Source organism: Clavibacter sp. A6099 (assembly GCF_021919125.1).
In the GTDB taxonomy this organism is placed as follows: domain Bacteria; phylum Actinomycetota; class Actinomycetes; order Actinomycetales; family Microbacteriaceae; genus Clavibacter; species Clavibacter seminis.
In genome coordinates, this window is record NZ_CP083439.1 from 3,060,577 (window position 1) to 3,084,410 (window position 23,834).

The 23,834-nt window shown below is 72.8% G+C and carries 24 protein-coding genes and 4 tRNA genes; 4 read left to right on the forward strand and 24 right to left on the reverse strand.

Annotation, left to right across the window (positions count from 1 at the left end; all coding sequences use genetic code 11):
* Positions 1–10 precede the first annotated feature (10 nt).
* The 5 genes from KYT88_RS14510 to KYT88_RS14530 are packed head-to-tail and all read right to left on the reverse strand — an operon-like array spanning position 11 to position 5,373.
* Positions 11–1,222: a serine hydrolase domain-containing protein gene (locus KYT88_RS14510; RefSeq protein WP_051629221.1), complete on the reverse strand. Its 1,212-nt coding sequence runs from the start codon at positions 1,220–1,222 to the stop codon at positions 11–13.
* Positions 1,219–2,211 (reverse strand): glycoside hydrolase family protein, encoded by a 993-nt coding sequence (locus KYT88_RS14515; RefSeq protein ID WP_043583928.1) that lies wholly within the window; start codon positions 2,209–2,211, stop codon positions 1,219–1,221. The genes KYT88_RS14510 and KYT88_RS14515 overlap by 4 nt, the downstream gene beginning before the upstream one ends.
* Positions 2,211–3,035, reverse strand: a complete 825-nt coding sequence (locus tag KYT88_RS14520; RefSeq protein ID WP_012039470.1) for a carbohydrate ABC transporter permease — start codon at positions 3,033–3,035, stop codon at positions 2,211–2,213. Before KYT88_RS14520 ends, KYT88_RS14515 begins: the two co-directional genes overlap by 1 nt.
* Positions 3,035–4,027, reverse strand: a complete 993-nt coding sequence (locus tag KYT88_RS14525) for a carbohydrate ABC transporter permease (protein ID WP_181036638.1) — start codon at positions 4,025–4,027, stop codon at positions 3,035–3,037. Before KYT88_RS14525 ends, KYT88_RS14520 begins: the two co-directional genes overlap by 1 nt.
* On the reverse strand, positions 4,024–5,373 hold the full coding sequence (locus tag KYT88_RS14530; protein ID WP_119374127.1) for an ABC transporter substrate-binding protein: 1,350 nt from the start codon (positions 5,371–5,373) through the stop codon (positions 4,024–4,026). Before KYT88_RS14530 ends, KYT88_RS14525 begins: the two co-directional genes overlap by 4 nt.
* Before the next feature lie 202 nt (positions 5,374–5,575).
* Here KYT88_RS14530 and KYT88_RS14535 point away from each other — a divergent pair, with 202 nt between their 5' ends.
* Positions 5,576–6,670 (forward strand): LacI family DNA-binding transcriptional regulator, encoded by a 1,095-nt coding sequence (locus tag KYT88_RS14535; RefSeq protein WP_043583925.1) that lies wholly within the window; start codon positions 5,576–5,578, stop codon positions 6,668–6,670.
* Positions 6,671–6,695: 25 nt separating this feature from the next.
* Here the strand turns inward: KYT88_RS14535 and KYT88_RS14540 are convergent, their stop codons facing one another.
* The 6 genes from KYT88_RS14540 to KYT88_RS14565 form a co-directional block, all read right to left on the reverse strand.
* Positions 6,696–7,292, reverse strand: coding sequence for a GNAT family N-acetyltransferase (locus KYT88_RS14540; RefSeq protein ID WP_237583697.1), 597 nt, complete (start codon positions 7,290–7,292; stop codon positions 6,696–6,698).
* A gap of 104 nt (positions 7,293–7,396) precedes the next feature.
* Positions 7,397–8,083, reverse strand: coding sequence for a 50S ribosomal protein L1 (gene rplA, locus KYT88_RS14545; RefSeq protein WP_012299879.1), 687 nt, complete (start codon positions 8,081–8,083; stop codon positions 7,397–7,399).
* Positions 8,084–8,182: 99 nt separating this feature from the next.
* Positions 8,183–8,614, reverse strand: a complete 432-nt coding sequence (gene rplK, locus KYT88_RS14550; RefSeq protein WP_012039476.1) for a 50S ribosomal protein L11 — start codon at positions 8,612–8,614, stop codon at positions 8,183–8,185.
* Between the two features lie 53 nt (positions 8,615–8,667).
* Positions 8,668–9,702, reverse strand: coding sequence for a transcription termination/antitermination protein NusG (nusG, locus tag KYT88_RS14555; protein ID WP_043583923.1), 1,035 nt, complete (start codon positions 9,700–9,702; stop codon positions 8,668–8,670).
* Between the two features lie 185 nt (positions 9,703–9,887).
* Positions 9,888–10,160 (reverse strand): preprotein translocase subunit SecE, encoded by a 273-nt coding sequence (gene secE, locus KYT88_RS14560; protein ID WP_012039478.1) that lies wholly within the window; start codon positions 10,158–10,160, stop codon positions 9,888–9,890.
* A gap of 87 nt (positions 10,161–10,247) precedes the next feature.
* A tRNA-Trp gene (locus KYT88_RS14565) sits at positions 10,248–10,320 on the reverse strand.
* 189 nt (positions 10,321–10,509) lie between these two features.
* Between KYT88_RS14565 and KYT88_RS14570 the strand changes: the two genes are divergently transcribed.
* The gene (locus tag KYT88_RS14570; RefSeq protein ID WP_043583921.1) at positions 10,510–11,727 is read left to right on the forward strand and encodes a pyridoxal phosphate-dependent aminotransferase; all 1,218 of its coding nucleotides are present in this window, start codon (positions 10,510–10,512) and stop codon (positions 11,725–11,727) included.
* Positions 11,728–11,760: 33 nt separating this feature from the next.
* Here the strand turns inward: KYT88_RS14570 and KYT88_RS14575 are convergent, their stop codons facing one another.
* The 7 genes from KYT88_RS14575 to KYT88_RS14605 all read right to left on the reverse strand — a co-directional run bounded on the left by KYT88_RS14575 (position 11,761) and on the right by KYT88_RS14605 (position 16,049).
* Positions 11,761–12,915 (reverse strand): UDP-N-acetylmuramate dehydrogenase, encoded by a 1,155-nt coding sequence (locus KYT88_RS14575; protein WP_043583919.1) that lies wholly within the window; start codon positions 12,913–12,915, stop codon positions 11,761–11,763.
* Positions 12,916–12,922: 7 nt separating this feature from the next.
* Positions 12,923–13,363 (reverse strand): MaoC/PaaZ C-terminal domain-containing protein, encoded by a 441-nt coding sequence (locus KYT88_RS14580; protein WP_081840894.1) that lies wholly within the window; start codon positions 13,361–13,363, stop codon positions 12,923–12,925.
* Positions 13,360–13,809, reverse strand: a complete 450-nt coding sequence (locus KYT88_RS14585) for an FAS1-like dehydratase domain-containing protein (RefSeq protein ID WP_043583917.1) — start codon at positions 13,807–13,809, stop codon at positions 13,360–13,362. Before KYT88_RS14585 ends, KYT88_RS14580 begins: the two co-directional genes overlap by 4 nt.
* A gap of 625 nt (positions 13,810–14,434) precedes the next feature.
* The gene (locus KYT88_RS14590; RefSeq protein WP_043583915.1) at positions 14,435–14,632 is read right to left on the reverse strand and encodes a hypothetical protein; all 198 of its coding nucleotides are present in this window, start codon (positions 14,630–14,632) and stop codon (positions 14,435–14,437) included.
* A 178-nt stretch (positions 14,633–14,810) separates the two neighbouring features.
* Positions 14,811–14,884 (reverse strand) — tRNA-Met (locus KYT88_RS14595).
* A gap of 42 nt (positions 14,885–14,926) precedes the next feature.
* Positions 14,927–14,998 (reverse strand) — tRNA-Thr (locus KYT88_RS14600).
* Positions 14,999–15,110: 112 nt separating this feature from the next.
* A complete protein-coding gene (locus KYT88_RS14605) occupies positions 15,111–16,049 on the reverse strand; it encodes an aldo/keto reductase (RefSeq protein ID WP_043583913.1) in 939 nt (312 codons plus the stop codon).
* Positions 16,050–16,221: 172 nt separating this feature from the next.
* On the opposite strand from KYT88_RS14605, the gene KYT88_RS14610 reads away from it, so the two are divergent.
* Positions 16,222–17,961, forward strand: a complete 1,740-nt coding sequence (locus tag KYT88_RS14610) for a glycoside hydrolase family 13 protein (protein ID WP_043583911.1) — start codon at positions 16,222–16,224, stop codon at positions 17,959–17,961.
* A gap of 79 nt (positions 17,962–18,040) precedes the next feature.
* Here the strand turns inward: KYT88_RS14610 and KYT88_RS14615 are convergent, their stop codons facing one another.
* From KYT88_RS14615 to KYT88_RS14640, 6 genes are all read right to left on the reverse strand, one after another.
* On the reverse strand, positions 18,041–19,282 hold the full coding sequence (locus tag KYT88_RS14615) for a M23 family metallopeptidase (RefSeq protein WP_237583698.1): 1,242 nt from the start codon (positions 19,280–19,282) through the stop codon (positions 18,041–18,043).
* A 225-nt stretch (positions 19,283–19,507) separates the two neighbouring features.
* On the reverse strand, positions 19,508–20,317 hold the full coding sequence (locus KYT88_RS14620; RefSeq protein ID WP_043583909.1) for an inositol monophosphatase family protein: 810 nt from the start codon (positions 20,315–20,317) through the stop codon (positions 19,508–19,510).
* Between the two features lie 45 nt (positions 20,318–20,362).
* Positions 20,363–21,106 (reverse strand): YoaK family protein, encoded by a 744-nt coding sequence (locus KYT88_RS14625; RefSeq protein WP_043583907.1) that lies wholly within the window; start codon positions 21,104–21,106, stop codon positions 20,363–20,365.
* 64 nt (positions 21,107–21,170) lie between these two features.
* Entirely contained in the window at positions 21,171–21,881 is a 711-nt protein-coding gene (locus tag KYT88_RS14630; RefSeq protein ID WP_043583905.1) for a YoaK family protein, read from the reverse strand.
* 84 nt (positions 21,882–21,965) lie between these two features.
* Positions 21,966–22,952 (reverse strand): aldo/keto reductase, encoded by a 987-nt coding sequence (locus KYT88_RS14635; protein ID WP_043583903.1) that lies wholly within the window; start codon positions 22,950–22,952, stop codon positions 21,966–21,968.
* Between the two features lie 114 nt (positions 22,953–23,066).
* A tRNA-Tyr gene (locus KYT88_RS14640) sits at positions 23,067–23,148 on the reverse strand.
* 130 nt (positions 23,149–23,278) lie between these two features.
* Between KYT88_RS14640 and KYT88_RS14645 the strand changes: the two genes are divergently transcribed.
* Positions 23,279–23,767: a YajQ family cyclic di-GMP-binding protein gene (locus KYT88_RS14645; protein WP_043583901.1), complete on the forward strand. Its 489-nt coding sequence runs from the start codon at positions 23,279–23,281 to the stop codon at positions 23,765–23,767.
* The last annotated feature ends 67 nt before the right edge of the window (positions 23,768–23,834 follow it).

Sequence of the window (23,834 nt, forward strand, 5' to 3'; positions counted from 1 at the left end):
CCGTGTCCGCTCAGCGCTCCAGCGCCTCCCGCAGCGCGTCGACGATCCGGGTCCCGCGGTCGTCGTCGGCCTCCATCCGGTTGGTGAGGAACGCGAAGCCGACCCGGTTCTCGACGTCGGCGAAGGCGACCTGGCCGCCGGCGCCGTCGTGGCCGAGGCTGCCGGGTCCGAGGTAGCGGCGCGCGGCCGAGTCGAGCTGGAAGCCCATGCCCCACCGTGGCCACGGGCCCTGCACGTCGAACGCGGGCGGCTCGTCGCCGCCGGAGACGGGACGGGTCGCGAGGCGGATCGTGTCGTCGTGGAGCAGGCGCACGCCCGCGGTCTCCACGACCACGGACGACCAGACGGCGGCGAGCGCGTGGGCCGTGCCGATGCCGCCGGCGCCGGGGATCTCCGCCGCCTGCACGTCCGCACGGGAGAAGCCCGCGTCATCGCCCACGAGCTCCAGCGGCAGCGCCCCGCCGAGCGTGAGCGCGCGCAGCGGCAGGTCGGATCCGCCCGCCGCGACATCCGCGCGCTGCCGGGAGGTGAGCTCCCGCAGCGTCGTGCCCACGCGCATGCGCGCGACGCGCTCGCCGGCCTCGGGCGGGATCCCGATCCAGGCGTCCACCCCCAGCGGCCCGGTCGCGAGCGCCTGCAACCACGCGCCGGGCTTGAGCCCGGTGACCCTCCGCACGATCTCGCCCGTCAGCCAGCCGTGCGTGATGGCGTGGTACGCCCACGCGGTGCCCGGCTCCCATCTCGGCTCCTCCGCCGCGACGAGCGCGGTCGCGCGGTCCCAGTCGACGAGGGCGGACAGCGTCCAGTCCACCCGCGGCGCCGCGAGCCCGGCACGGTGCGCGAGCGCGTCCGCGACCCGGGTGCGCGCCTTGCCGGCGCGCCCGTACTCCGGCCACAGCTCGGCGACCGGCTGGTCGTAGCGAAGCCGCCCGTCCTGGACGAGGCGCGCGACCAGGATCGACATGACCCCCTTGGTCGCGGAGAACAGCACGCTCGGGGTGTCGAGCCCCCACGCGCGGCCGGTCACGTCGTCGGCGACGCCGCCCGCGAGGTCCACCACCACGTCGCCACGGCGCCGGATGGAGAGCGCGGCGCCCGTGCCGACGTCGGACGCGACGGCGTCCGCGAACGCGCGCCGCACGCCATCGAAGCCGGGCGCGACCCAGCCGACCACGCCGTCGACGCGCGTGCGGGCGCCGGCACCGGCGCCCGCGCCGGTCATGACGCCGACCCTACGGGCGTCGCGACCAGCAGCCCGGCCGCGTCCCAGCGCACGGGCACCGGATCCGGGATGCGGCCGACGAACGAGCCGTCCGCGCCGGCGTCCTCGAACCCGAGGAGCGCCGGGCCCTGCGGCGTCCGCACGATGCGCGCGGCGTACAGCCCCTCGCCGTGCAGGAGCCGGGCGCGCCCGATGTCGACGGGGCGGCCGAAGGGCTGGTCGTCGTCGAGCGGCAGCGCGAAGACGCCGCCCTCCTGGCCGGCGCGCGCGCCGGCCAGGTCGGATCCCGCGCACGAGAACACGAGCACCCGCCGGCCCTCGACCTCGGCGACCTGCAGCACCTCGAGCTGCGCGAACCCGGCGCCGGGCGCGCTGAGCGGCGGAGCGGCCGCCCACATCACGAGGTCGGGCGAGACCGCCTGGCCCACGACGCCCCGGTCGAGCGGATCCGCCCCGGCCTCGGATGCGTCCGCCCGGGATCTCGCGGTGACGAGCATGCGCCAGCCGTCGCCCGCGGGGTCCGGCTCGACCCAAGGATCCCGCCACGCCTCCTCACGCCACGTGCCGTCGGCGAGCGTCTCGTACCAGCGCGGGTCGGCCGACAGCGCGGACACGCTCGCCTTCACCCACCGGTGCAGGTCGGTCGAGGTCGCCTGCAGCACGGTCTCCACGTTCATGCCCTCGTCGTCCCGCGGGAACACCGAGCCCGTGTACGACATCCGCCAGAGCCCCGACGGGTCGCGCGTCACGCTGCCCGTCCACGTCGCCGACGCGTCCGGCGACCCGGCCGGCCCGTGCTCGAGGACGACGCCGTGGTCGGTCCACGTGACGAGGTCGGTCGAGGTCGCGTGGCCCACGGCGGCGTTCCGGTGCCGCAGGTCCGGATCCCCGAGCGCGGTCGGCGCGTGCAGGTAGAAGAGGTGCGTCGTGTCGCCGTCGACCGCGGTCCACGAGTCCCAGACCCAGTGCCCGGGCAGCGCGAACGCCATCAGCCCTTCACCGCGCCCTGCAGCAGCGCCGCGATGAACTGCCGCTGGAAGATGACGTACACGATCACCGTGGGCAGCATCACGATGAGCGACGCCGCGAACAGCAGCGGCAGAGCGTCGATGTACTGGCCCTGGAACGCGCCGAGCGCCCCGGCCATGGTGCGCTCGCTCGGGTCGTCGATCATCACGAGCGGCAGCAGGAACTGGTTCCAGGTCCAGAGGAACAGGAGGATCCCGAGCGCCGAGAGCGCCGGCCGCGCGAGCGGCAGCTGGATGCTCCGGAACTCCTGCCAGATGCTCGCGCCGTCCACGCGCGCGGCCTCCGACAGCTCCCGCGGCACGCCGACGAAGTGCGCGCGCATCCAGAACACGCTGAACGGCATGTACAGCCCGATGAGCGGGAGGATGACCGCCCACCTGGTGTTGATGAGGCCGAAGCCCGTCATCTGGTAGTAGAGCGGGATGATGATCGCCTCGAACGGGATGGTCAGCCCGATGATCATGGCGACGAGCACGTACTTCCCGCCGGGCACCCGGAGGTTCCCGAGCGAGTAGCCGGCGAGCGTCGCGCAGACGAGGCTGACGGGCACGACCATCACCACGATGAACAGGCTCGAGAGCATCAGCGTGCCGATGTTCCCGACCGTGAACGCCGTCACGAAGTTCTCCCAGTAGGCGGGCGTCGGCCAGGAGAAGCCGTTGGGCAGCGAGTCGGGCGACTGCAGCGCGGCGGTGAGCATGCTGGCGAAGGGCAGCAGGGTGAGCACGAGGACCGCGATCAGGAGGATGCGGCCCACGACGAGCTCGGTGCGGTTGACGATCATCAGTCGCGCTCCCTCGAGAGTCGTTGGACGGGGAGCACGAGCAGCAGCACGAACACGAGCAGCACCACGCCGAACGCGGACGCCAGGCCCACCTGGCTCTGCACGAACGCGAGCCGGAAGATCTCGATGCCGGGCACGAGCGTCGTGGTGCCCGGCCCGCCCTTGGTGGTCGTGTAGATGATGTCGAACGTGCTCAGGGCGGCGATGACCGTGATGGTCACGAGCACCGCGATCTCCTGCCGGAGGCCCGGCAGGGTGATGGTGACGAACTCGCGGAAGAAGCCGGCGCCGTCGAGCCGCACCGCTTCGTAGAGCGAGCCGTCGATCTTGCCCATGCCCGTGAGCAGCAGCACGGTGCACAGGCCCGTGAGCACCCACGATCCGATGAGCCCGACCGCGGGCAGCGCCGTGCCGAAGTCGGCGAGCCAGGAACGGGACAGGAAGCCGAGCCCCACCGCATCGAGGATGGAGTTGATGGTGCCGGACTGCGCGTACATCCACGACCACGCGATGCCCGCCGCGACGAGCGGGACGATCTGCGGCAGGAACAGGATGGTGCGCGAGATCGACGCGAACGGTCCCGGCTTCATGCCGCGCAGGAGCGTCGCGAGCGCGAGGCCGGCGGTGATGGGGATCACCATGAAGAAGACCACGAGGACCAGCGCGTTGACTATGGGCGTCAGCAGCCGCGTGTCCGTGAAGATCTGCACGTAGTTGTCGAGGCCGATGAACGTGGAGGCGCCGATCCCGTTCCACTTGTAGAACGAGTACTGCACCGCCGTGATGAGCGGCCAGACGACGAACGCCCCGTAGGCGGCGACGGCCGGGAGCAGCATGATCCAGCCGACGGTCGCGGTCCGGCGGGCCTCGGGGCCGAGCCGGCGGCGCCTCGCGGGCGCGTGCCCGGGCCCGCTGCCTCGAGGGGACGGCCCCGCGGGGACGGCGGCGGCTGCCGTCGCCCCCGCGGGGATGGTGCGATCCGTGGTGCTCACTGTGCGGCGAGGTCCTGCTCGTAGAAGTCCTGCGTGGCCTTCAGGAAGTCCGCGGGCGTCATCTTGTCGGTGAGCAGCAGCTGCTCGTTCGGCTGGAGCGAGCCCTGGTAGATGCCGGCCGTGCTGTTCGCCATGAAGTCGACGAAGCCGTCGTCGTCCCCGACCACCGCGGACAGCTCGAGGGCCTTCGCGATGAGGCTGCCCTCCTGGGCGGTCGGCAGCGCCTGGGCCGGGTCGCCGCCAGGCGACGCGCCCGTCACGTCGACCACGATCTGGCGCGCCTTCTCGTCGGTCACGATCCAGTTGAGGAACGCGGCGACCACGTCGGCGTTCTTCGACTTCGCCGGGATCGCGAAGGTGTTGCCCGTGCCCATCGCGACGTGCTTCGCGCCCGCCTCGAGCGGCGGCACGAGGGCGAACTGCGCGCCACCCTGGCCGAGGGCCTTCTCCACGTTCGCGGCGTCCCAGTTGCCGTCCCACATGAACAGCCCCTGGCCGGCCGAGAAGTTCGACACCATCGTCGTGTAGTTGATGGCGTTGACGTCCGGCGGGAGGTACCCGGCCTTCGCCCAGTCCTGGAACTTCGTGGCGCCCGCGAGCGCCGCGTCGGTCTGGATGGTCGCGCCCGGCTTGTTGTACATCCAGTCGACGAGGTCCTGCTTGTCGCCCTGCTGGTTGATGAGCGACTGGAGGATGAAGGTGCCGACGCCGTCCTGCATGCCGGTCTGGATGGGGAGCACGCCCGCGTCCTTCGCCTTGGCGAGGTCCGCCTCGAGCTCGTCCATCGTGGTCGGCATCTCGGTGATGCCCACCTGGTCGGCCAGCTCCTGGTTCATGTAGATGCCCGTGACGCTGTACCCGATGCCGAACTGCCAGAGCGAGCCCTCGCCGCGCACGCCCTTCTCGTCCATGCGGGCCCCCGCGAGCTGGCCCGCAGGGAAGCGGTCCCAGCCGTAGGCGTCGAAGTACGGGTCGAGGTTCGTGAGGAGTCCGTCCTTGACCGTGGTGCCGAGCGTCGAGAGGCGGATCAGGTCCGGGGCGTCGTCGCTCGCGAGGAGCCGAGGCGTGTTCGCCAGGAGGTTCTGGAAGCTGTCGCGCGTGATGTCGAACTTCACGTTCGGGTGCTGCTTCGTGAACTCGGTCGTCAGCTCGTCCGTGACCGGGAAGCCGGTCTCGTCCTGGATCCGGATGGTGACGTCGTCGGTGGGGATCGCGGTGCTCACGTCGCCCGCGGGCGCGGAGGCGACGGGCGCGCTGCCGGGCGCGCAGCTCGCGAGGGCGAGCGCCGAGATGGCGGCGGCGGCGGTGAGCGCTGCCGCGCGTCCCGCCCTTCTCATCGTGGACATGCGGTGACTCCTTCGTCAGGTGATGCGGGGGCGGGGCGGGCGGTGCAGCCAGCCGAGGGCAGCGGTGCCCGCGGTGTGGGAGGGTCATGGTAAATCCATTTACCGGATGCAGGAGATCATGCGCGCAGCGACGCCGGGTGTCAACCCGCCATCGCTGCAGCGGTCGGGTCACCGGATACGCTCACGAGGAGGAGGACGGCACATGCGCCAGAAGCGACCGACCCTGGCGGACGTGGCCCGACTGGCCGGCCTGTCCCCGACGGCGGCGTCGCAGATCCTCAACGGCACGCCCCAGACGCGCTTCTCCGAGGACTCGCACCGCCGCGTCCTGGCCGCCGCGGCCGAGCTCGGCTACCGCCCCAACATGGGCGCCCGGGCCCTCCGCACCGACCGGTCGCTCACCATCGGCTTCATCTCCGACGTCGTCGCCACCACGCGCTTCGCGAGCGGCCTCATCCGCGGCGCGCTCGTCGAGGCGGAGCGCGCCGGGCACGTCGTGCTCGTGCTCGAGACCGGCGGCGAGGAGGCGCGCGAGGCCGAGGCGGTGTCCGCGGTGCTCGACCGCCAGGTCGACGGCATCGTCTTCGCCACCATGCGCGCACGGGAGCTCGTCGTCCCCGATGTGCCGGCCTCGACGCGCGTCGTCATGCTCAACGCCACGAGCCCCCACCACGGCAGCGCCGTGCTGCCGGACGAGGAGGAGGGCGGGCGCCGCGCGGTCGACCTCCTCGCCGCCGCCGGCCACCGCGACGGCATCGCGCTGCTCGGCAGCGACGTCGAGACCGAGCGGGTCCTCTTCCGCTCGGAGACCGTGGCCCGTCGGCTGCACGGGATCCGCGCCGAGATGGACGAGCTCGGCCTGCGCTTCGCGGCCGAGCGGTCGTGCGAGGACTGGGAGCCGGACGCCGGCTACGAGGCCGCGGGCGCGATGCTCGACGCGGCACCCGGGACCCGCGCGATCCTCTGCCTGAACGACCGCCTGGCGTTCGGCGCGTACCAGGCGTGCCAGGAGCGCGGGATCCGCGTCGGCACCGACGTCTCGCTCGTCGGCTTCGACAACGACGAGCTGGCGTCCTACCTGCGGCCCGGCCTCACGACCATCGCCCTCCCGCACGAGGAGATGGGGCGCGAGGCCGTGCGTCTCGTCCTGCGCGACGCGGAGCCGGGCGAGCGCCTCGTGGCGATGCCCGTGGTCGAGCGCGGCTCGATCGCGCGGGTCGCGCCGGCTGACGGCGGCGCGGCCGCGCTCGCGGCGGCACGCCTGGCGGCCCTGGCGGCCGTGGCGGCGACGGCGTGACGGCCGGAACCCCAGCCGTGGCGCCCTACGCGGTCGCGGCCACCGCCAGCGCCCGCTCCATCACGTGGTCCGTCTCCACCGCGTCCGACAGCCGGAACGACCGCGTGCCCACGATGCGGAAGCCGCTGCGCTCGTAGAAGCGGATGGCGCGCGCGTTGTGCTCGTTGACGCCGAGCCAGATCCCGGCCTCCGCGTCCCGCCCCCGCTCCCCCGCGAGCTCGCGCGCGACCCGCAGCGTCTCCGCCATCAGCGGCCGTGCGACGCCGATGCCGTGCGACCCCGCCTCGACGTACACCTTGCTCAGCTCGATCTCCGGCCGCAGCCGCAGCGCGCCGGCCACGTCGGCGTCCGCGGGCGGCGCCTGGACGACCATCGTGTAGCCGACCGCCCTGCCCTCGACCTCCGCGAGCACGACCCGGTGCGACGGATCCGCGAGGTGCTCCCGGAAGCGCGCGGGAGACAAGACCGTGCGGATGTGCTCCGCGATCGCCTCGGCCGTCGTCGTCGGCGGGCACGCGAGCGCGAAGGTGCGGGCGGCGAGGGCGGCCACCTCGTCGGCGTCGTCGGGCATGGCGACGCGGAAGGACGGGACGGCGGGGGCGGCGGGATCCGGGGTGCTCACCCTGACGAGCCTAGGCAGCCAAGGCCCCCGGAGACGACGGAAGGGCCCGCCGAGGCGGGCCCTTCCTGTGCTGCTGGTCGTGCATGCGCTCGCGCGCGGCGGTGCTAGATGGAGTTGACGTCCACCGGGATGCCGGGGCCGAAGGTCGTGGAGACCGTGGCCTTCTGCACGTATCGGCCCTTCGAGGAGGACGGCTTGAGGCGGACGATCTCCTCGAGCGCTGCGCCGACGTTCTCCGAGAGCTGCTCGGGCGAGAAGCTCGCCTTGCCGACCACGAAGTGGACGTTCGCGTGCTTGTCGACGCGGAACTCGATCTTGCCGCCCTTGATGTCGGACACCGCGCGCGCGACGTCCGGGGTGACCGTGCCGGTCTTCGGGTTGGGCATGAGGCCACGCGGGCCGAGCACCTTGCCGAGACGACCGACCTTGCCCATGAGCTCGGGCGTCGAGACGGCGGAGTCGAACGACGTGTAGCCGCCCGCCACCTTCTCGATGAGCTCGTCGCCGCCGACCTCGTCGGCGCCTGCGGCGATGGCCGCCTCAGCCGCGGGGCCCGTCGCGAAGACGATGACGCGGGCGGTCTTGCCGGTACCGTGAGGAAGGATGACGGTGCCGCGGACCATCTGGTCTGCCTTGCGGGGGTCGACGCCGAGCTTGAGCGCGACCTCGACGGTGCTGTCGAACTTGCTGGATCCGGTCTCGCGCGCGAGCTCGACGGCCTCCGAGGCGGTGTACGCCTTCGTGAGGTCGATCTTCTCGGCTGCGGCCCGGTAGGCCTTTGACTTCGCCATTCGTGTCTCCTGTTTCGAGAGTGCGGTTGATGTGAGCCTGGCCGGCTCTCCCGCGTGATGCTGGAGCGGACCCCGGTCGGGATCCGCGGGTGGTGGAGGCTAGGCCTCGACCGTGATGCCCATGGAGCGGGCGGTGCCGGCGATGATCTTCGCCGCGGCGTCGATGTCGTTGGCGTTGAGGTCGGCCTGCTTCTGCTCGGCGATCTCGCGGACCTGGTCCATCGTGAGCTTCGCGACCTTGACCGTGTGCGGCGTGCCCGAGCCCTTGGCGACTCCGGCGGCCTTCTTGATGAGCTCGGCGGCCGGGGGCGTCTTGAGGATGAACGTGAACGTCCGGTCCTCGTAGACGGTGATCTCGACGGGGATGACGTTCCCGCGCTGAGCCTCGGTCTGGGCGTTGTACGCCTTGCAGAACTCCATGATGTTGACGCCGTGCTGTCCCAGCGCCGGCCCGATGGGCGGTGCGGGGTTGGCGGCGCCGGCCTTGATCTGCAGCTTGATCAGACCCGTGACCTTCTTCTTCGGTGCCATTTCTCTTCCTTCTTCTTGATTGCTAGATCGAGCGGGCCGCGCGGCCCGACCGCCTAGAGCTTGGTGACCTGGTCGAAGCTGAGCTCGACCGGGGTCTCGCGCTCGAACAGGGAGACGAGCACCGTGAGCTTGCCGCTCTCGGGCTTGATCTCGCTGATGGAGCCGGGGAGGCCCGCGAACGAGCCCTCCTTGATCGTGATGGTCTCGCCGATCTCGAAGTCGACCTCGGCGGCGACGACGCGCTGCGCCTGGCCGCCCTTGGTGGGCTGGCCCTTGACCTGCGCCACCTCCTTGATCTCGACGAGGCTCTTCAGCATGGAGAAGGCCTCCTCGAAGCGGAGGGGCGTGGGGTTGTGGGCGTTGCCCACGAAGCCCGTGACGCCGGGGGTGTGGCGGACGACCGACCAGCTGTCCTCGTTGAGGGCCATGCGCACCAGCACGTAGCCGGGGATGCGAACGCGGTTGACCATCTTGCGCTGGCCGTTCTTGATCTCGACGACGTCCTCCATCGGGACCTCGATCTGGTAGATGTCGTCCTCCATGTTGAGCGACACCATGCGGTTCTCGATGTTGCTCTTCACGCGGCGCTCGAAGCCCGCGTAGGAGTGGATGACGTACCACTTGCCCGGCTTGGAGCGGAGCTCCTTGCGGAAGTCCTCGTAGGGGTCGACCTCGGCGTCGTCCTCGGACGCGGGCTCGTCGGGGACGAGGTCGGCCTCGGCCTCGGCGATGTCGTCCGCCGTGGCGGGCGCGACGTCGGCGGGCTCGAGGGCCTCCTCGGCCGCCTCCTCCTCCGCCTCGTCGTCGGTCGCCTCGACGGCGGCCTCGGCCTCGTCGGCGGAGTCGATGTCGAGCGCGTCCTCGACGATGGCGTCGGCCTCGGGGTCCTCGACGGACTCCATCGCGTCGAGCGCCGCCGTCAGGTCGGTCTCGACCGAGTCGCCCTCGACGTGCAGGGCGGTGTGCTCGGCCGCGTCCGAGCTCTCCTCGGAGGACTCGATGGCGTGGCCCTCCTGGACCTCGTCCACCTCGGAGGACTGCTCCGCCGCGGGGGCGAGGTCGACGTCGTCGCGCTTGCTCTCAGCCAATGGATCTACTTCCCTCGTTCTTCGTCGTGCGTTGCCGTTCTGTGCCGTGCTGGTCCCGGGCGCCGGGCCGCGCGGATGCGGGACCCATGAGGATCCGCGCCGCTGCCGTGCTCCGCGCGCGTGGACCCGTGGTCCGCGCCGCTCGCCCTCCCGGCCCGTGCCGCCTCCGCGTGGAGGCCCTGGTGCTAGGCGCCGTTGCCGAACACCACGATGGCGAGGTACCCGAACAGCTGGTCGAGGAGCGAGACGATCACCATCATGACGATGACGAAGGCCAGCACCACTCCCGTGAACGTCAGCAGCTCCTTGCGGGTGGGGGTGACCACCTTCTTGAGCTCCTGCACGACCTGCTTGATGAAGAGCACCAGCCGGGCGAAGGGGTTGCGTCGTGCGTCCCGCTGCTCGCGAGCCTGCGCGACGATCTCCTCGCTCGGCTCGTCGACGATCTTCCGCGCCACGCGTGGGTCCCTTCCTGCATTGCTCGGCTTTCGCCCGGAGTTCGGGCGAGCCGCGATGTCACGTGCCCGGGGACCCGTTCCATCTAGCAGGGCGGACAGGACTCGAACCTGCAACCTGCGGTTTTGGAGACCGCTGCTCTACCAATTGAGCCACCACCCTCTGCGTCGACACCCGCCTGCCCCCATGCGCCACGACCGTGCGAGCACGGACGGAAGAAGGCGCGGAAGAGCATGGCGGAGATACCGACCCGGACGAGTGTACCAGCATCCGCGGGGCCACGGTCGGGGTGGGCGCCAGGGGGCGTCGGCACCCGCGTGGCGGCGCGCGCGGATCCCTATGCTCACATGCATGGCCGAACCGCAGAGCACCGTCCCCCTCAGCCGCGTCTCCACCCGCATCGGATCCATCGCCGAGTCCGCGACCCTCAAGGTCGACGGCAAGGCCAAGGCCCTGCAGGCCGCCGGACGCCCCGTCATCAGCTTCGCGGCGGGCGAGCCCGACTTCCCGACGCCCGACTACGTGGTCGAGGCCGCGGTCGAGGCTGCGCGGGATCCCCGCAACCACCGCTACACCGCGGCGGCCGGCCTCCCCGACCTCCGCGAGGCGATCGCCGAGAAGACCCGCGTCTCCTCGGGCCTCGACGTGGGCATCGACCGGATCATCGTCACCAACGGCGGCAAGCAGGCCGTCTACCAGGCGTTCCAGACCCTGCTCGACCAGGGCGACGAGGTCCTCGTGCCCACTCCCTACTGGACCACGTACCCCGAGGCGATCCGGCTCGCCGGCGGCGTGCCCGTCGACGTCTTCGCGGGCGCCGACCAGGGCTACCTCGTCACGGTCGAGCAGCTCGAGGCCGCGTGGACGCCGCGCACCAAGGTGCTGCTGTTCGTCTCGCCGTCGAACCCGACCGGCGCCGTCTACTCGCGGGAGCAGACCCGCGAGATCGGCGAGTGGGCGGAGTCGAAGGGCCTCTGGGTCATCAGCGACGAGATCTACCAGGACCTCGTCTACGACGGCGCCGAGGCCGCGAGCATCGTCGACGTGGTGCCGGCGCTGGCCGACCGCACGATCCTCGTCAACGGCGTCGCCAAGACGTACGCGATGACCGGCTGGCGCGTCGGGTGGATGGTCGGCCCGGCCGACGCCATCAAGGCCGCGGGCAACCTGCAGTCGCACCTCTCCTCCAACGTCTCGAACGTCTCGCAGCGCGCGGCCATCGCGGCGCTCCGCGGCCCCCGCGACACCGTCGACCGGATGCGCGAGGCGTTCGACCGCCGCCGCCGCACGATCGTCGCCGAGCTCGACGCCATCCCCGGCTTCGTCACGCCGACGCCGCAGGGCGCGTTCTACGTCTACCCCGACGTCACCGGCCTCTTCGGCCGCGACATCGACGGCGTCACGCCGACCACCTCGCTCGAGGTCGCCGACGTGCTGCTCGAGAAGGCGGAGGTCGCCGCGGTCCCCGGCGAGGCGTTCGGTCCGAGCGGGTTCCTGCGCTTCAGCTACGCGCTCGGCGACGAGGCGCTGCTCGAGGGCGTGCGACGGATCCGCGACCTGCTGGCCTGATCCGCCGCCCTGCCCCCGCTGGTCGGCCCGCCCCTAGAGGGCGAGGCCGACCAGCACGGGCTCGGGCTGCAGGATCACGCCGTGCTCGCTCATCACGCGGCCCTGCACGTAGCGCGCGAGGGCGGCGACGTCCTCGGCGGTCGCGGTCCCGCGGTTGGTGAGCGCGAGCGTGTGCTTCGAGGAGACGGCCGCGCCGGATCCCGGCAGCCGGAACCCGCGGCTGACTCCCGAGTGCTCGATGAGCCAGGCGGCGCTGAGCTTCACGCCCGCGGGCTCCCGACGGCGGCGCGCGGCGGCCTCGCGCTCGATCGCGTCGGCCACCTCCCACGCGTCGCCGAGCGGCACGACGAGGTCCTGCGGCGGATCCTCCTGCGGCCAGCGCGGGGCGTCGGCCGGGAGCGTGCGCGCGAAGGCGGCGCTGACGATGGGGTTCGTGAAGAAGGAGCCGGCGCTCCAGGTGTCGTGGTCCGCGTCGTCGAGCACCATGCCCTTGGACGCACGGAGGGCGAGCACCGTCTCGCGCACGCGGGCGACGGGGACGCGATCGCCGAGCTCCACGCCGAGCGCGCCGGCGAGCTGCGGGTAGGCGACGGGCAGGCCGAGCGCGTCGGGCCCCTCGCCGCGGGTGAGCGCGAAGTCCACCGAGAGGACGACGCCCACGCGGCCGCGCTTGAGCGCGGAGGTGCGGTAGCCGAGGCCGAGGTCGGCGGCACCCAGCCTCTCGACCTCGCCGGTCTCGTAGTCGAGGAAGTCGACGCCCTCGAGGACGTCGGCCACCTCCTGGCCGTACGCGCCGATGTTCTGCACGGGCGAGGCGCCGGTGGATCCGGGGATCCCCGAGAGCGCCTCGAGCCCGGTGAGGCCCTCGGCCACGGTGCGCGCGACGAGCGCGTCCCACGGCTCGCCGGCCTGCACGCGCACGAGGACGGTGCCGTCGGCCCGCTCCTCGCCGACGTCGACGCCGCGGGTCGCGATGCGGATCACGGTGCCCTCCACGCCCTCGTCCGAGATGAGGGAGTTGGATCCGCCGCCGAGGACCAACCAGTCCTCGCCGACGGCCCACAGGCCGAGGAGGGTGTCGACGAGCTCGTCGCGCTCGCTCACGGTGACGAGCTCCTCGGCCGGTCCGCCCACGCGGAGCGTGGTGAGGTCGGCGAGCGGGGCGTCGCGGTGGGTCTCGATCGTCACGGGTGCCCTACGCCAGCCGGACCTGCGCCTGCGCGCGGCCGAGAACGGTCTTCCCGTCGACGGAGACGGCGATGTCGATGCGCACGGTGCCGGCATCGGCGTCGATCGCACCGACCTTGGCGACGATCGAGAGGTCCTGGCCGTCGGCGGGATCCACGACCACGGGCCGCGTGAACCGCACGCCGTAGGACACGACGCGTGAGGGGTCGCCCGCCCAGTCGGCCACGGGCTGCACGGCCTGGCCCATGGTGAGCATGCCGTGGGCGAGGACACCCGGCAGCCCGACCGACGCGGCCACGTCGTCGCGGTAGTGGATGGGGTTGAAGTCGCCCGACGCGCCCGCGTAGCGGACGAGGGAGTCGCGCGTGAGGTGCACGGAGCGCTCCGCCACGACTTCGCCCACGGCGAGGTCGGCGAGCACGGGCACGGCGGCGGCTGCGGCGCTCACGCGTCGTCCCCGCGGACCACGAGGGTGGAGACGGCGGTCACGACGTGCGCGCCGGATCCGTCGACCATGGCGGACTCGGCGGTCACCATCGCGTTGCCGCCGAGGGTCGCCACCTTGGTGACGGTGAGCGTCGCGGTGAGCTCGTCGCCCGCGACCACCGGGCGGGAGTACGTGAACGCCTGCTCGCCGTGGACCACGCGGCTGAAGTCGATGCCGGCGTCGGGCTCGGCGAGCAGCTGCGCCAGCGTCGCCTCCTGCACCACGACGGGGAACGTGCTCGGCGCGACCACGTCGGCGTGGCCCGCGGCGCGCGCGGCATCCGGGTCGAGGTGGACGGGGTGGGTCGCGCCGACGGCGCGGGCGAACTCGCGCACCTTCTCGCGTCCCACCAGGTACGGGGCGGCGGCGGGGAGCACGCGACCCTGGAGGTCTGGATTCACTGGCACCGGACGATCCTACGCGGCGGCCGTCCGCGCGCCCGGGGCGGATCGCTCATCCGCCGGCCATGCGAGAGCCCCGGCGCGGGGTCCTCCCTGGGACACGCGAGAGCCCCGGCCCCCACTTCTCGTGGGGACCGGGGCCCGGGTCGCGATTCCGCTGCTGCGGCGTCAGCTGCCTACTGGCAGGAGTCGCACTGCAGGAGCTCCATGGGGTCGACGGGGATCGCGTAGCCGCCGACGGTGTCGTTGTTGTCGTAGTCCATGGGTGCCTCCCGTTGTGTCTGGTCGGGAACCGCCGGTGCGGTTCCTCAGGTCTCGTGGCTCTCGCCCCGATGGCCTCCGGATCCGCGTCTTCGCGAGGATCCGGGTTGCTCGGCCACCCGGTGGGGCGGTGAGGTTCTCCACTATATAACCCGAACTACAGACCTGTCATTCCACTACATGTAGTGGTTCGGCGTGTCGCGACGCCTTCCGCGTCGTCATGCGGATCCGGGCGCGCGCACCGGATCCGGAGCCCGTGCGCACCCGGCGTGTCGCCCGCCACGGACCCGGGAAGACGGCCCGGGGACGCGCGAGGGCCGCCGCGAACGCGTCGCGGCGGCCCTCGTGCGCTCGGTGCGCGGGATGCGGATCAGGCGTCGCCCTCGCGGGCATCCTTCTCCTCCTCCGACTCGCTGGCGGTGTAGTCGCCGCCGGCGGGCGCCTCGCGGCGCTCCTCGTCGTGGGCGTCGGGGACGGGGTTGCCCTGGGTCTTGTAGAGCACGTCGTCGTGCTCGGCGCCCGAGGCGTGGTCGTGGTCGGTGGGATCCGTGGAGTCGTGGTGGGTCATGCCCGGAGGCTACGCCGTGGCGAGGGACGCCGGAAGGCCGAGCGCCGCGGGAGGACACGCGGACAGTGGGCGGAGCCCCGCGGGCAGAGCCCCGCGGGCAGAGGAAAGGCCCCGGAACCTGGCGAGAGGTGTCCGGGGCCTATCGAGGAGGACGGACCGAAGAGGATCCGCGCTTCCGTAGCGGGAGCGGGACTTGAACCCGCGACACCACGATTATGAGCCGTGTGCTCTAACCACCTGAGCTACCCCGCCATGACCCCTGCGGCCGGCCGCAGCCGGACCCGAAGGGGATCGAGCCCCCAGTGAGGATTGAACTCACTACCTCTTCCTTACCAAGGAAGTGCTCTACCAATGAGCTATGGGGGCGTACCCGGGCGCGTCGGAGACGCGCTGGAACCATACGACGATAGCAGGTCCGGGACCGCCCACGAGACGCGGGACGGCCCCGGACCGGGCACGGCAAGCCGGTCTCCGGGGATCAGACCGCGGAGAGGTCCCGGATCTCGTCGACCGTCAGCTCGAGCTCGACGGAGGCGAGGAGGTCGGGCAGCTGCGTGAGGTCGCGCGCGCTGGCGATCGGCGCGGTGACCGACGGCTGCGCCCGCAGCCAGGCGAGCGAGACCGTCGTGACGGAGACGCCGTGGGCCTCGGCGACCCGGTCCAGCACCTCGAGCAGGGCGCGGCCGTGGTCGTCCAGGTACTTGGACGCGGCTCCCGACCGCGGGCTGTCGACCTCGGCGCCGCGGTACTTGCCCGTGAGGAAGCCGCTGGCGAGGCTCGAGTAGGGGGCGGATCCGATGCCCTCGCGGACGAGTAGGTCGGCGAGCTCGCCCTCGTAGCCGTCGCGGGCGACCAGGTTGTAGCGGTTCTGGAGGACCTCGAAGCGGGCGATGCCCTCGCGGGCGGACACGTCGAGCGCGGCCTGCAGGCGCTCGGCGGTGAAGTTGGAGGCGCCGATCGCGCGGACCTTGCCCTCGGTCACGAGCTCGGCGAGCGCGGTGACGGTCTCCTCGATCGGGGTGTCCTGGTCGTCGACGTGCGCGTAGTAGAGGTCGATCGCGTCGACGCCGAGCCGACGCAGGCTCGCCTCGACGCCGCGGCGGACGCTGTCGCGCGACGTGCCCTTCGCTGCCTCGTGCGCGCCGACCTTGGTGGCGATGACGAGGTCGTCGGGGCGGCCGCGCGAGGCGAGCCAGCGGCCGATGATCTCCTCGGACTCGCCGCCCGAGTTGCCGGGCTTCCACGCGGAGTACACGTCGGCGGTGTCGATGAAGTTGCCGCCTGCGGCGGTGTACGCGTCGAGGAGCTGGAAGGAGGTGGCCTCGTCGGCCGTCCACCCGAAGACGTTGCCGCCGAAGGACAGGGGCAGCACCTCCAGGCCGCTGGATCCGAGGGGCACGCGTGCGGGGTTCGTCATTCCTGATCTCCTTCGTCCGGTGATGAGGGCGGTGGCCGCCCCCTTCCCCAGCACGCAGGGGCGCCCGGCTATTCCGCCCGCGGCCGCATCCGGCAGCGTCCCGGCGTTCCGCGGGCCCGGCCGTCCGTGCGCTCGGCGGGAGCGCCCGGGGGCCGTCGCCTAGGCTCGATGCATGACCTCGCCTGCCCCCACAGCCCTGTCCACGGCTGCCCGGGACGACCTCTCGACCACCCCCGACAGCACCCCGCAGCACGGCACCGGATCCGAGTGGTGGCGCACCGCCGTCATCTACCAGATCTACCCGCGCTCCTTCGCCGACTCCGACGGCGACGGCATCGGCGACCTGCCCGGCATCACCGAGCGGCTCCCCGCGCTCCGCGAGCTCGGGGTCGACGCCGTCTGGCTGTCCCCCTTCTTCCTGTCGCCGCAGAACGACGCGGGCTACGACGTCGCCGACTACTGCGCGGTGGATCCACTGTTCGGCACCCTCGACGACTTCGAGCGGATGCAGCACCGCGCGCACGAGCTCGGCCTCCGCGTGATCGTCGACATCGTCCCGAACCACACCTCCTCCGCGCACCGCTGGTTCCAGGAGGCGCTCGCCGCCCCCGCCGGCAGCGAGGAGCGCGGCCGCTACATGTTCCGCGACGGGGAGGGCGCCGACGGCGAGCTGCCCCCGAACAACTGGGAGTCGATCTTCGGCGGCCCGGCGTGGACCCGGCTCACCGAGCCCGACGGCACGCCCGGCCAGTGGTACCTGCACCTGTTCGACTCGTCGCAGCCCGACCTCGACTGGACGAACCCGTGGGTGCGCGAGCGCTTCCGCGAGATCCTCCGCTTCTGGCTGGACCGGGGCGTCGACGGGTTCCGCGTGGACGTCGCGCACGGCATGGTCAAGGCGCCCGGGCTCCCCGACTACACGCCGCCCGAGGGCCAGGGCAGCATGGGCGGCGCCGGCGGGGTGGACGACCAGCCCGCTCCCCCGCCGCCGTACTTCGCGCAGGAGGGCGTGCACGAGATCTACCGCGAGTGGCGCGAGATCTTCGACTCCTACGAGGGGGACCGCGCAATGGTCGCCGAGGCCTGGGTCGAGCCGCTCGCGAAGCTCGCCGACTGGGTGCGTCCCGACGAGATGCACCAGGCCTTCAACTTCAGCTACCTCGAGACGCCGTGGGACGCCGCCGCGCTCCGCCGGACGATCGACGCGTCGCTCGCGACGTTCTCCTCCGTGGGCGCGCCGAGCACGTGGGTGCTGTCGAACCACGACGTGGTGCGGCACGCCAGCCGCCTCGCGCTCTCGGGCGAGAACCCGCAGGGCGTCGGCATCGGGCCGCTCTCCGCCGTGACGGTGGACGAGGAGCTCGGCCTCCGCCGGGCCCGCGCCGCCAGCGCGCTCATGCTGGCTCTCCCCGGCAGCGCGTACATCTACCAGGGCGAGGAGCTCGGGCTGCCCGAGGACACCCGCCTGCCCGACGAGGCGCGCCAGGATCCTACGTTCCACCGCACCGCGGGCGAGCGCTACGGCCGCGACGGCTGCCGCGTGCCGATCCCGTGGGAGGCCGGGAAGCCGTCGTACGGCTTCAGCGACGGCGACGCCAGCTGGCTGCCGCAGCCCGACGACTGGGACCGGTTCGCGCGCGACGCCGAGCAGGCGGATCCCGCGTCCACCCTGTCCCTCTACACGGAGGCGCTGCTGCTGCGCCGCGAGCACGGCCTCGCGCTGGGCGCGCTGGAGTGGGTCGGCGCGGAGGGCGATGACGTGATCGCGTTCGAGAGCGCGGGCGTGACCGTGATCGCGAACCTGGGCGACGCCGCGGTGCCGCTGCCCGAGGGCCGTGTGCTGCTCGCGAGCCGGCCGCTCGCCGGTGACACGGTGCCGTCGGACACGACCGTGTGGCTGATCCGGGACTAGCTCCGTACGGACGCGACGACGCCCCCTCGCCTTCGGGCGAGGGGGCGTCGTCGTACGGGCGCCGCGGCGCGGACGCCGACTAGTTCGCGTGCTCCTGGAGCCACGCGAAGGGATCCACCGCGGTGCCGTCCGCCATGCGGATCTCGAGGTGGAGGTGCGGGCCGGTTGACGCGCCCGTGTTGCCGACCTGGCCGAGCTGCTGGCCGACCTTGACCGGGTCGCCCGCCTTGACGCGCAGGGAGCCCGGCAGCTGGTGGCCGTAGACGCTCGTGATGAGCTGCCCGTCGATCACGTGGTCGATGACGAGATGGACGCCGAGGCCGGTGTCGCTGTTGACGGCCTCGCGCACGACGCCGTCGGCGATCGCCTGGATGGGCGCGCCCAGGCCGGGCGCGAAGTCGACGCCCTGGTGGTTGCTCGAGCAGCCGTTGGAGCAGGGCGCGATGCGCTTGCCGAAGACCCCGCTGATCGGGACGCCCGCCGCGAAGGGCCACTGGATGGTGCCGTTGATGTCGTTCGTGAACGCGCCGGCGCCCTTGGACGTCTGGGCGAGCATGATCTGCTGCGGCGTCGTGGCGGTGAAGGCGTCGTCCGTGCCGCCGACGACCGTCGCCGCGGGGGCCGCGGAGAGCGCGACGCTCTGGCTGGGGATCGAGGTGGCCGGCGCGTCCGTGAGGACGTTCGCCTGCGCCATGTCCTGGCCGGTGAGGAACGCGGAGGACGGCAGCGAGGTCGCGATGGTCACCGTCGCGACGAACGCCATGGTGAGGAGCGTGAGCCCGCGCGACGCGTTCGCGCGACGTCGGCCGGCGGCGGCCTCGGGCGCCGGGGCGAGCGCGGGCCGCGAGGAGGCGGGGACGCGGCGTCCGCGGATGCGCGCGTGCGGGGCGGCCGCGGGGACGCTCGCGCGCTTCGCGGGCACGTACGAGGAGCGGCGCGACTCGGGCGCGGCGGCGGCGGACGCGGCGCGGAGGCGGCGCGCACGGGTCGCGAGGGGGACGTTCTCGGCGGCGGCCGCGGAGGCGGGCTCGGCGTCCGCGGGGAGGTGCGCGCGAGGCGCCGCGGGGGCCTCGACCGGGATGTGGAGGATGCGGGGCGCGGGGGCGACCTGCTCGGGCTCGCCGGTGGGCTGCGCGGGCTCGGCGGTGGGCTGCGCGAGGGCGTAGCCGAGGGGCACCTGCTGCGCCTCGGGTGCCTGCTGCGCCTCGGGTGCCTGCTGCGCCTCGGGCACCTGCTGCGCCTCCGCCGCCCGGCGCTCCGCCTCGCGTCGCTCGCGTCGCGTGGGGTACACGGTCCCTGCGGTCTCGTCGGGGGTCAGCACGAGGGCCGCCGGTCGGAGGGCTGGGGGGCACGCGAGGCGTGGAGGACGGACAGGATCGGAGGACTCCTAGTGCGAGGGACAGGTGCTGCGCGGTGCCGGCCGACGGAGGTCGGGGCGTGCGCGTGCGACCGGGAAGCGCCCGGCCGTTGTGTAACGGATCGGTAAAGGCTAACCGCCGGAAGGGATTCGCGCCACCCGGGGGATGCGCGGGAGGCCCCGCAGGGACTATGCGCGCGGGCGCGCCAGCCGCTCCTCGAGGGCGCGCGCGAGCTCCGGATCCGCCGCGATCAGGAGCTCGGCCGACGCGGGTCCGCCGCCGATCCCGGTCACGCGCGCGCCCGCCTCGGCCGCGATCAGCCCGCCCGCCGCGTGGTCCCACGGCTTGAGGCCCCGCTCGAAGTAGGCGTCGGTGCGGCCCGCGGCGACGTTGCAGAGGTCGAGAGACGCGGCGCCGATGCGGCGGATGTCGCGCACCTCGCCGAGCAGATCGGTGATCACCCGGCCCTGCCGCATGCGCGTCTCCGCGCCGTAGGAGAAGCCCGTGCCGACGAGCGCGAGGGAGAGCGGCACACCGGCGTTCACCGCGAGCGGTCGCCCGTCGAGCGCGGATCCGCCGCCCTTCGTCGCCGTGTAGACCTCGCCGAGGGTGGGGTTCACGACGCAGCCGGCGCGCGCGGTCCAGGTGAGCGGATCCGCCTCGCCCTCGACCACGGCGATGCTGACGGCCCACGCGAGGATCCCGTAGAGGAAGTTGACGGTGCCGTCGATCGGGTCGACCACCCAGGTGAGGCCGGAGCTGCCGGACGTGCCCTCGGACTCCTCGCCGAGGAAGCCGTCGTCGGGGCGCAGGTCCTGCAGCGCCTGCCGGATGAGGTCCTCGGTCTCGCGGTCGGTGTGCGTGACGATGTCCTCGGGGCTCGACTTCGACGCGGCCACCTCGACGCCCTCCCTGCGGCGGCGGAGCGCGAGCTCCCCGGCGCGGACGGCGATGTCGCGGGCGATGGTCAGGAGCGCGGTGTCACCGGGGGTCGTCATGCGCCCAGCCTGCCAGAGGGGATGCGGCCGGCCGGCGCGCGGCGCTCAGGCGGGCGACGCGGCGGCGCGCTCGTCGACCGCGGGCGACGCGGCGTCCTCGCGGAGGCGCCCCCGCTCGATCCGGCGCGCGTTCCACAGCAGGCCGACGCCCAACACCATGAGGCCGCCCGCCGCGAGCAGCGCCCACGCGCCGCCGACGTGCGTCGTGATGAGCGCGGCGACCAGGGCGCCGAGCCCCATGCAGACGATCGCGCCGATGCGGCGGGCCCACGCGGCGCCCGTGCCGCCGGCGACGCGGCTGTCGGAGGAGAGGTTCACCATCGTCATCGTCACGACGACGGTGGAGAGGTCGCGCAGCCCGATGCTCTTCACCGCGGCCGCCTGCGCGCCGAGGAGCAGCGCGAGGAAGCCCGTGATGGCGATCATGACCCCCGTGTCGAGCGTCCCGACGGCGAGCCAGACCACCGCGAGCGCGAGGGTGAGCAGGGTGCCCGTGACGAGGATCCAGACGGAGGAGCGCGGCAGGTGCACGTCGGTGGGCGCGCGCCGGGTGATGCGCGACGCGATCACCGCGCCGAGCATGAAGGCCACCAGAGCCACGAGGTTGTTGAGCACCGGGATGTCGGCGACGCCGACGAGGCCGAAGCCGATGAAGAGCACGTTGCCGGTCATGTTGCCGGTGAAGACGCGGTCGAGCGCGAGGTAGCTCACGCCGTCGATGGCGCCCGTCGCGGTGGTCATCACGAGCAGGGCGGCGATGTAGGAGCCCTCGGGCCAGGGACGGGACACGGTTGCTCCTCGGCGGTCGGGCGGCGGATCCATTCACCCTAGAGCGGCTCGGCCGCCGTGGGCGTCACGAGGCGGCGGGTGCCTCTCCGACGCGCTCCCGCTCGATGCGGCGCGCGTTCCCGATCAGCGCTACGCCCATCGTCATGAGAGCGCCCGCCACCAGCAGCGCCCACGGGGCGCCGATGCGCGTGGTGATGAGCGCGGACACCAGCGCGCCCATGGCCATGGCGGCGATCGCTCCGAGTCGGCGGCCCCACGCGGCGCCCGTGCCGCCCGCGATGCGGCTGTCCGAGGAGAGGTTCACGGCGGTCATGGTGACGACCACGGTGGACAGGTCGGAGAGGCCGATGCTCCTCACGGCGGCGGCCTGCGCGCCGAGCAGCAGCGAGAACAGGCCGGTGATGACGATCATCGCGCCGCTCTCGAGCGTGCCGACCGCGAACCACACCCCGGTGAGCGCGAACGTGAGCGCGGTGTTCACCACGAGGATCACGACGGCCGGCCTCGGCAGGTACAGGTCGGTGGGAGCGCGGCAGGTGATGCGGGCCGCGATGACGGCGCCCGCCATGAAGGCCACGAGCGCCACGAGGTTGTTGAGCACGGGGACGCCGGCGACGCCCACCAGGCCGAATCCGATGAAGATGACGTTGCCGGTCATGTTGCCGGTGAAGACGCGATCGAGGGCGAGGTAGCTGACGCCGTCGATCGCGCCGGTGGCGCAGGTCAGGACGAGCAGGGCGGCGACGTACGCGCCCTCGGGCCAGTGTCGGGGCATGGGGAGGCTCCTCGATGTCGAGACGGATGGCGCGCCCCAAATCAGGGGGCGCCCCTCCGTGGCTCCTGAGATCAGGCGTCCTCGTCAGGCGCTCTCGTCGCGCGTCGCCCGGGCCGCGGCGGACGCCAGCCGCGACACCTCGTCGTCGTCGAGCGCGAGCTGCGCGGCGGGCATCAGCTGCCGGATCTGCCGGGCCGTGCGCGCCCCCACGAGCGCGCTGGCGATCCCGGGCCGCCCGAGCACCCAGGCGATGGCGACCTCGGCGACCGTGACGCCGCGCATCCGCGCGATCTCCTCGGCGGCGCGCACCGTGGCGTGCCCGCCCGCCGACATGTACTGCTCGGCGTCGAGCGCCCGCGCGGACGGCACGGCGGGCGCGCCAGGCAGGTACTTGCCCGTGAGGAAGCCCTTGGCGAGCACGCTGTGGGCGACGAGGCCGAGGCCCTCCTGCCGGACGAGCGCCTGCAGGCGCCCCTCCGCGTGGTCGCGCGCCAGGAGGCTGTACTCCTCCTGCACCACGCCGACGGGCACCGCGCCGGATCCGTGCGCGAGCGCGAGCGCCTCCTCGATCCGCTCGGGGCGGAAGCCGGAGACGCCGACGAGCCGCGCCTTGCCCGCCTTCACCAGGTCGGACAGCGCCGCGACCGTCTCCTCGAGCGGCGTGCGGGTGTCGTCGAGGTGCGCGTGCACCACGTCGACGTGCCCGGTGCCGAGGCGGCGGAGCGAGGCGTCCACGCCCCGGCGGATGGAGTCGGCCGACGTGCCGGGGGCGTCGCGGCTCTTGCCGACCTTCGTGCCCACGACCACGTCGTCGCGGCAGCCGCGCGCGGCCAGCCAGCCGCCGATGATCGCCTCGGACTCGCCGCCCGCGTGGCCCGGCACCCACTGCGAGTACGAGGACGCGGTGTCGATGAAGGTGCCGCCCTCCTCGCGGTAGACGTCGAGGATCGCGAACGCCTCATCGCGGTCGGCGGTCCAGCCGAAGCCGCTCGTGCCGAGGCCGAGCGTGGAGACGACGACGCCGGACGTGCCGAGGGCGCGCGTGCGTGGGCCGGGTGCGGCGGGGAACATCGGTGGTGGATCCAGGTCGTCGGGCGCGCGGGCGACTCTGCCGGCGCGGGCGGGCCCCGACGGATGCGGCGGGGCAGACGAACGGCCCCGTGCGAGCGGGGCCGTCCAGTGCGGTGGCGAGTGAGGGATTCGAACCCCCGAAGGCTGAGCCGTCTGATTTACAGTCAGATCCCTTTGGCCGCTAGGGTAACTCGCCATGCGCACCCGACCTGTGTGATCACGGACCGGAGACGCTCGTCGATGATAGCGGTCGCCGGGCCGCGAACCGAAATCGTCGGATCCCCTCGCCGCGGGCCCGCCGTCTCCCGTCCCTTAACATGGTCGGCATGGCAGATTCCTCGTTCGACGTCGTCAGCAAGGTCGACCGCATGGAGGCGGACAACGCCGTCCACCAGACCCAGAAGGAGGTGGAGCAGCGCTACGACTTCAAGAACGTGGGCGCCTCCATCGAGTGGAGCGGCGACACCATCCTCATGAAGGCCTCGAGCGAGGAGCGAGTGAAGGCGATCCTCGACGTGCTGCAGACGAAGATGATCAAGCGCGGCATCGGCCTCAAGAGCCTCGAGGAGGGCGAGCCCTTCGCCTCGGGCAAGGAGTATCGGATCGAGGTCACCCTCAAGCAGGGCATCGACCAGGCCAACGCGAAGAAGATCGGCAAGATCATCCGCGACGAGGGCCCCAAGAGCATCAAGAGCCGCGTCGAGGGCGACGAGCTCCGCGTCTCGAGCAAGAGCCGCGACGACCTGCAGCAGACCATCGCGCTGCTCAAGGGCGCCGACGTGGATCTCGACCTGCAGTTCGTCAACTTCCGCTGATCCCCCGGGCCGCCGGGCGCCGCAGGCCCGTGTCCGTGCGGCGCCCGGCCCGGTCGCGGCGGCATCC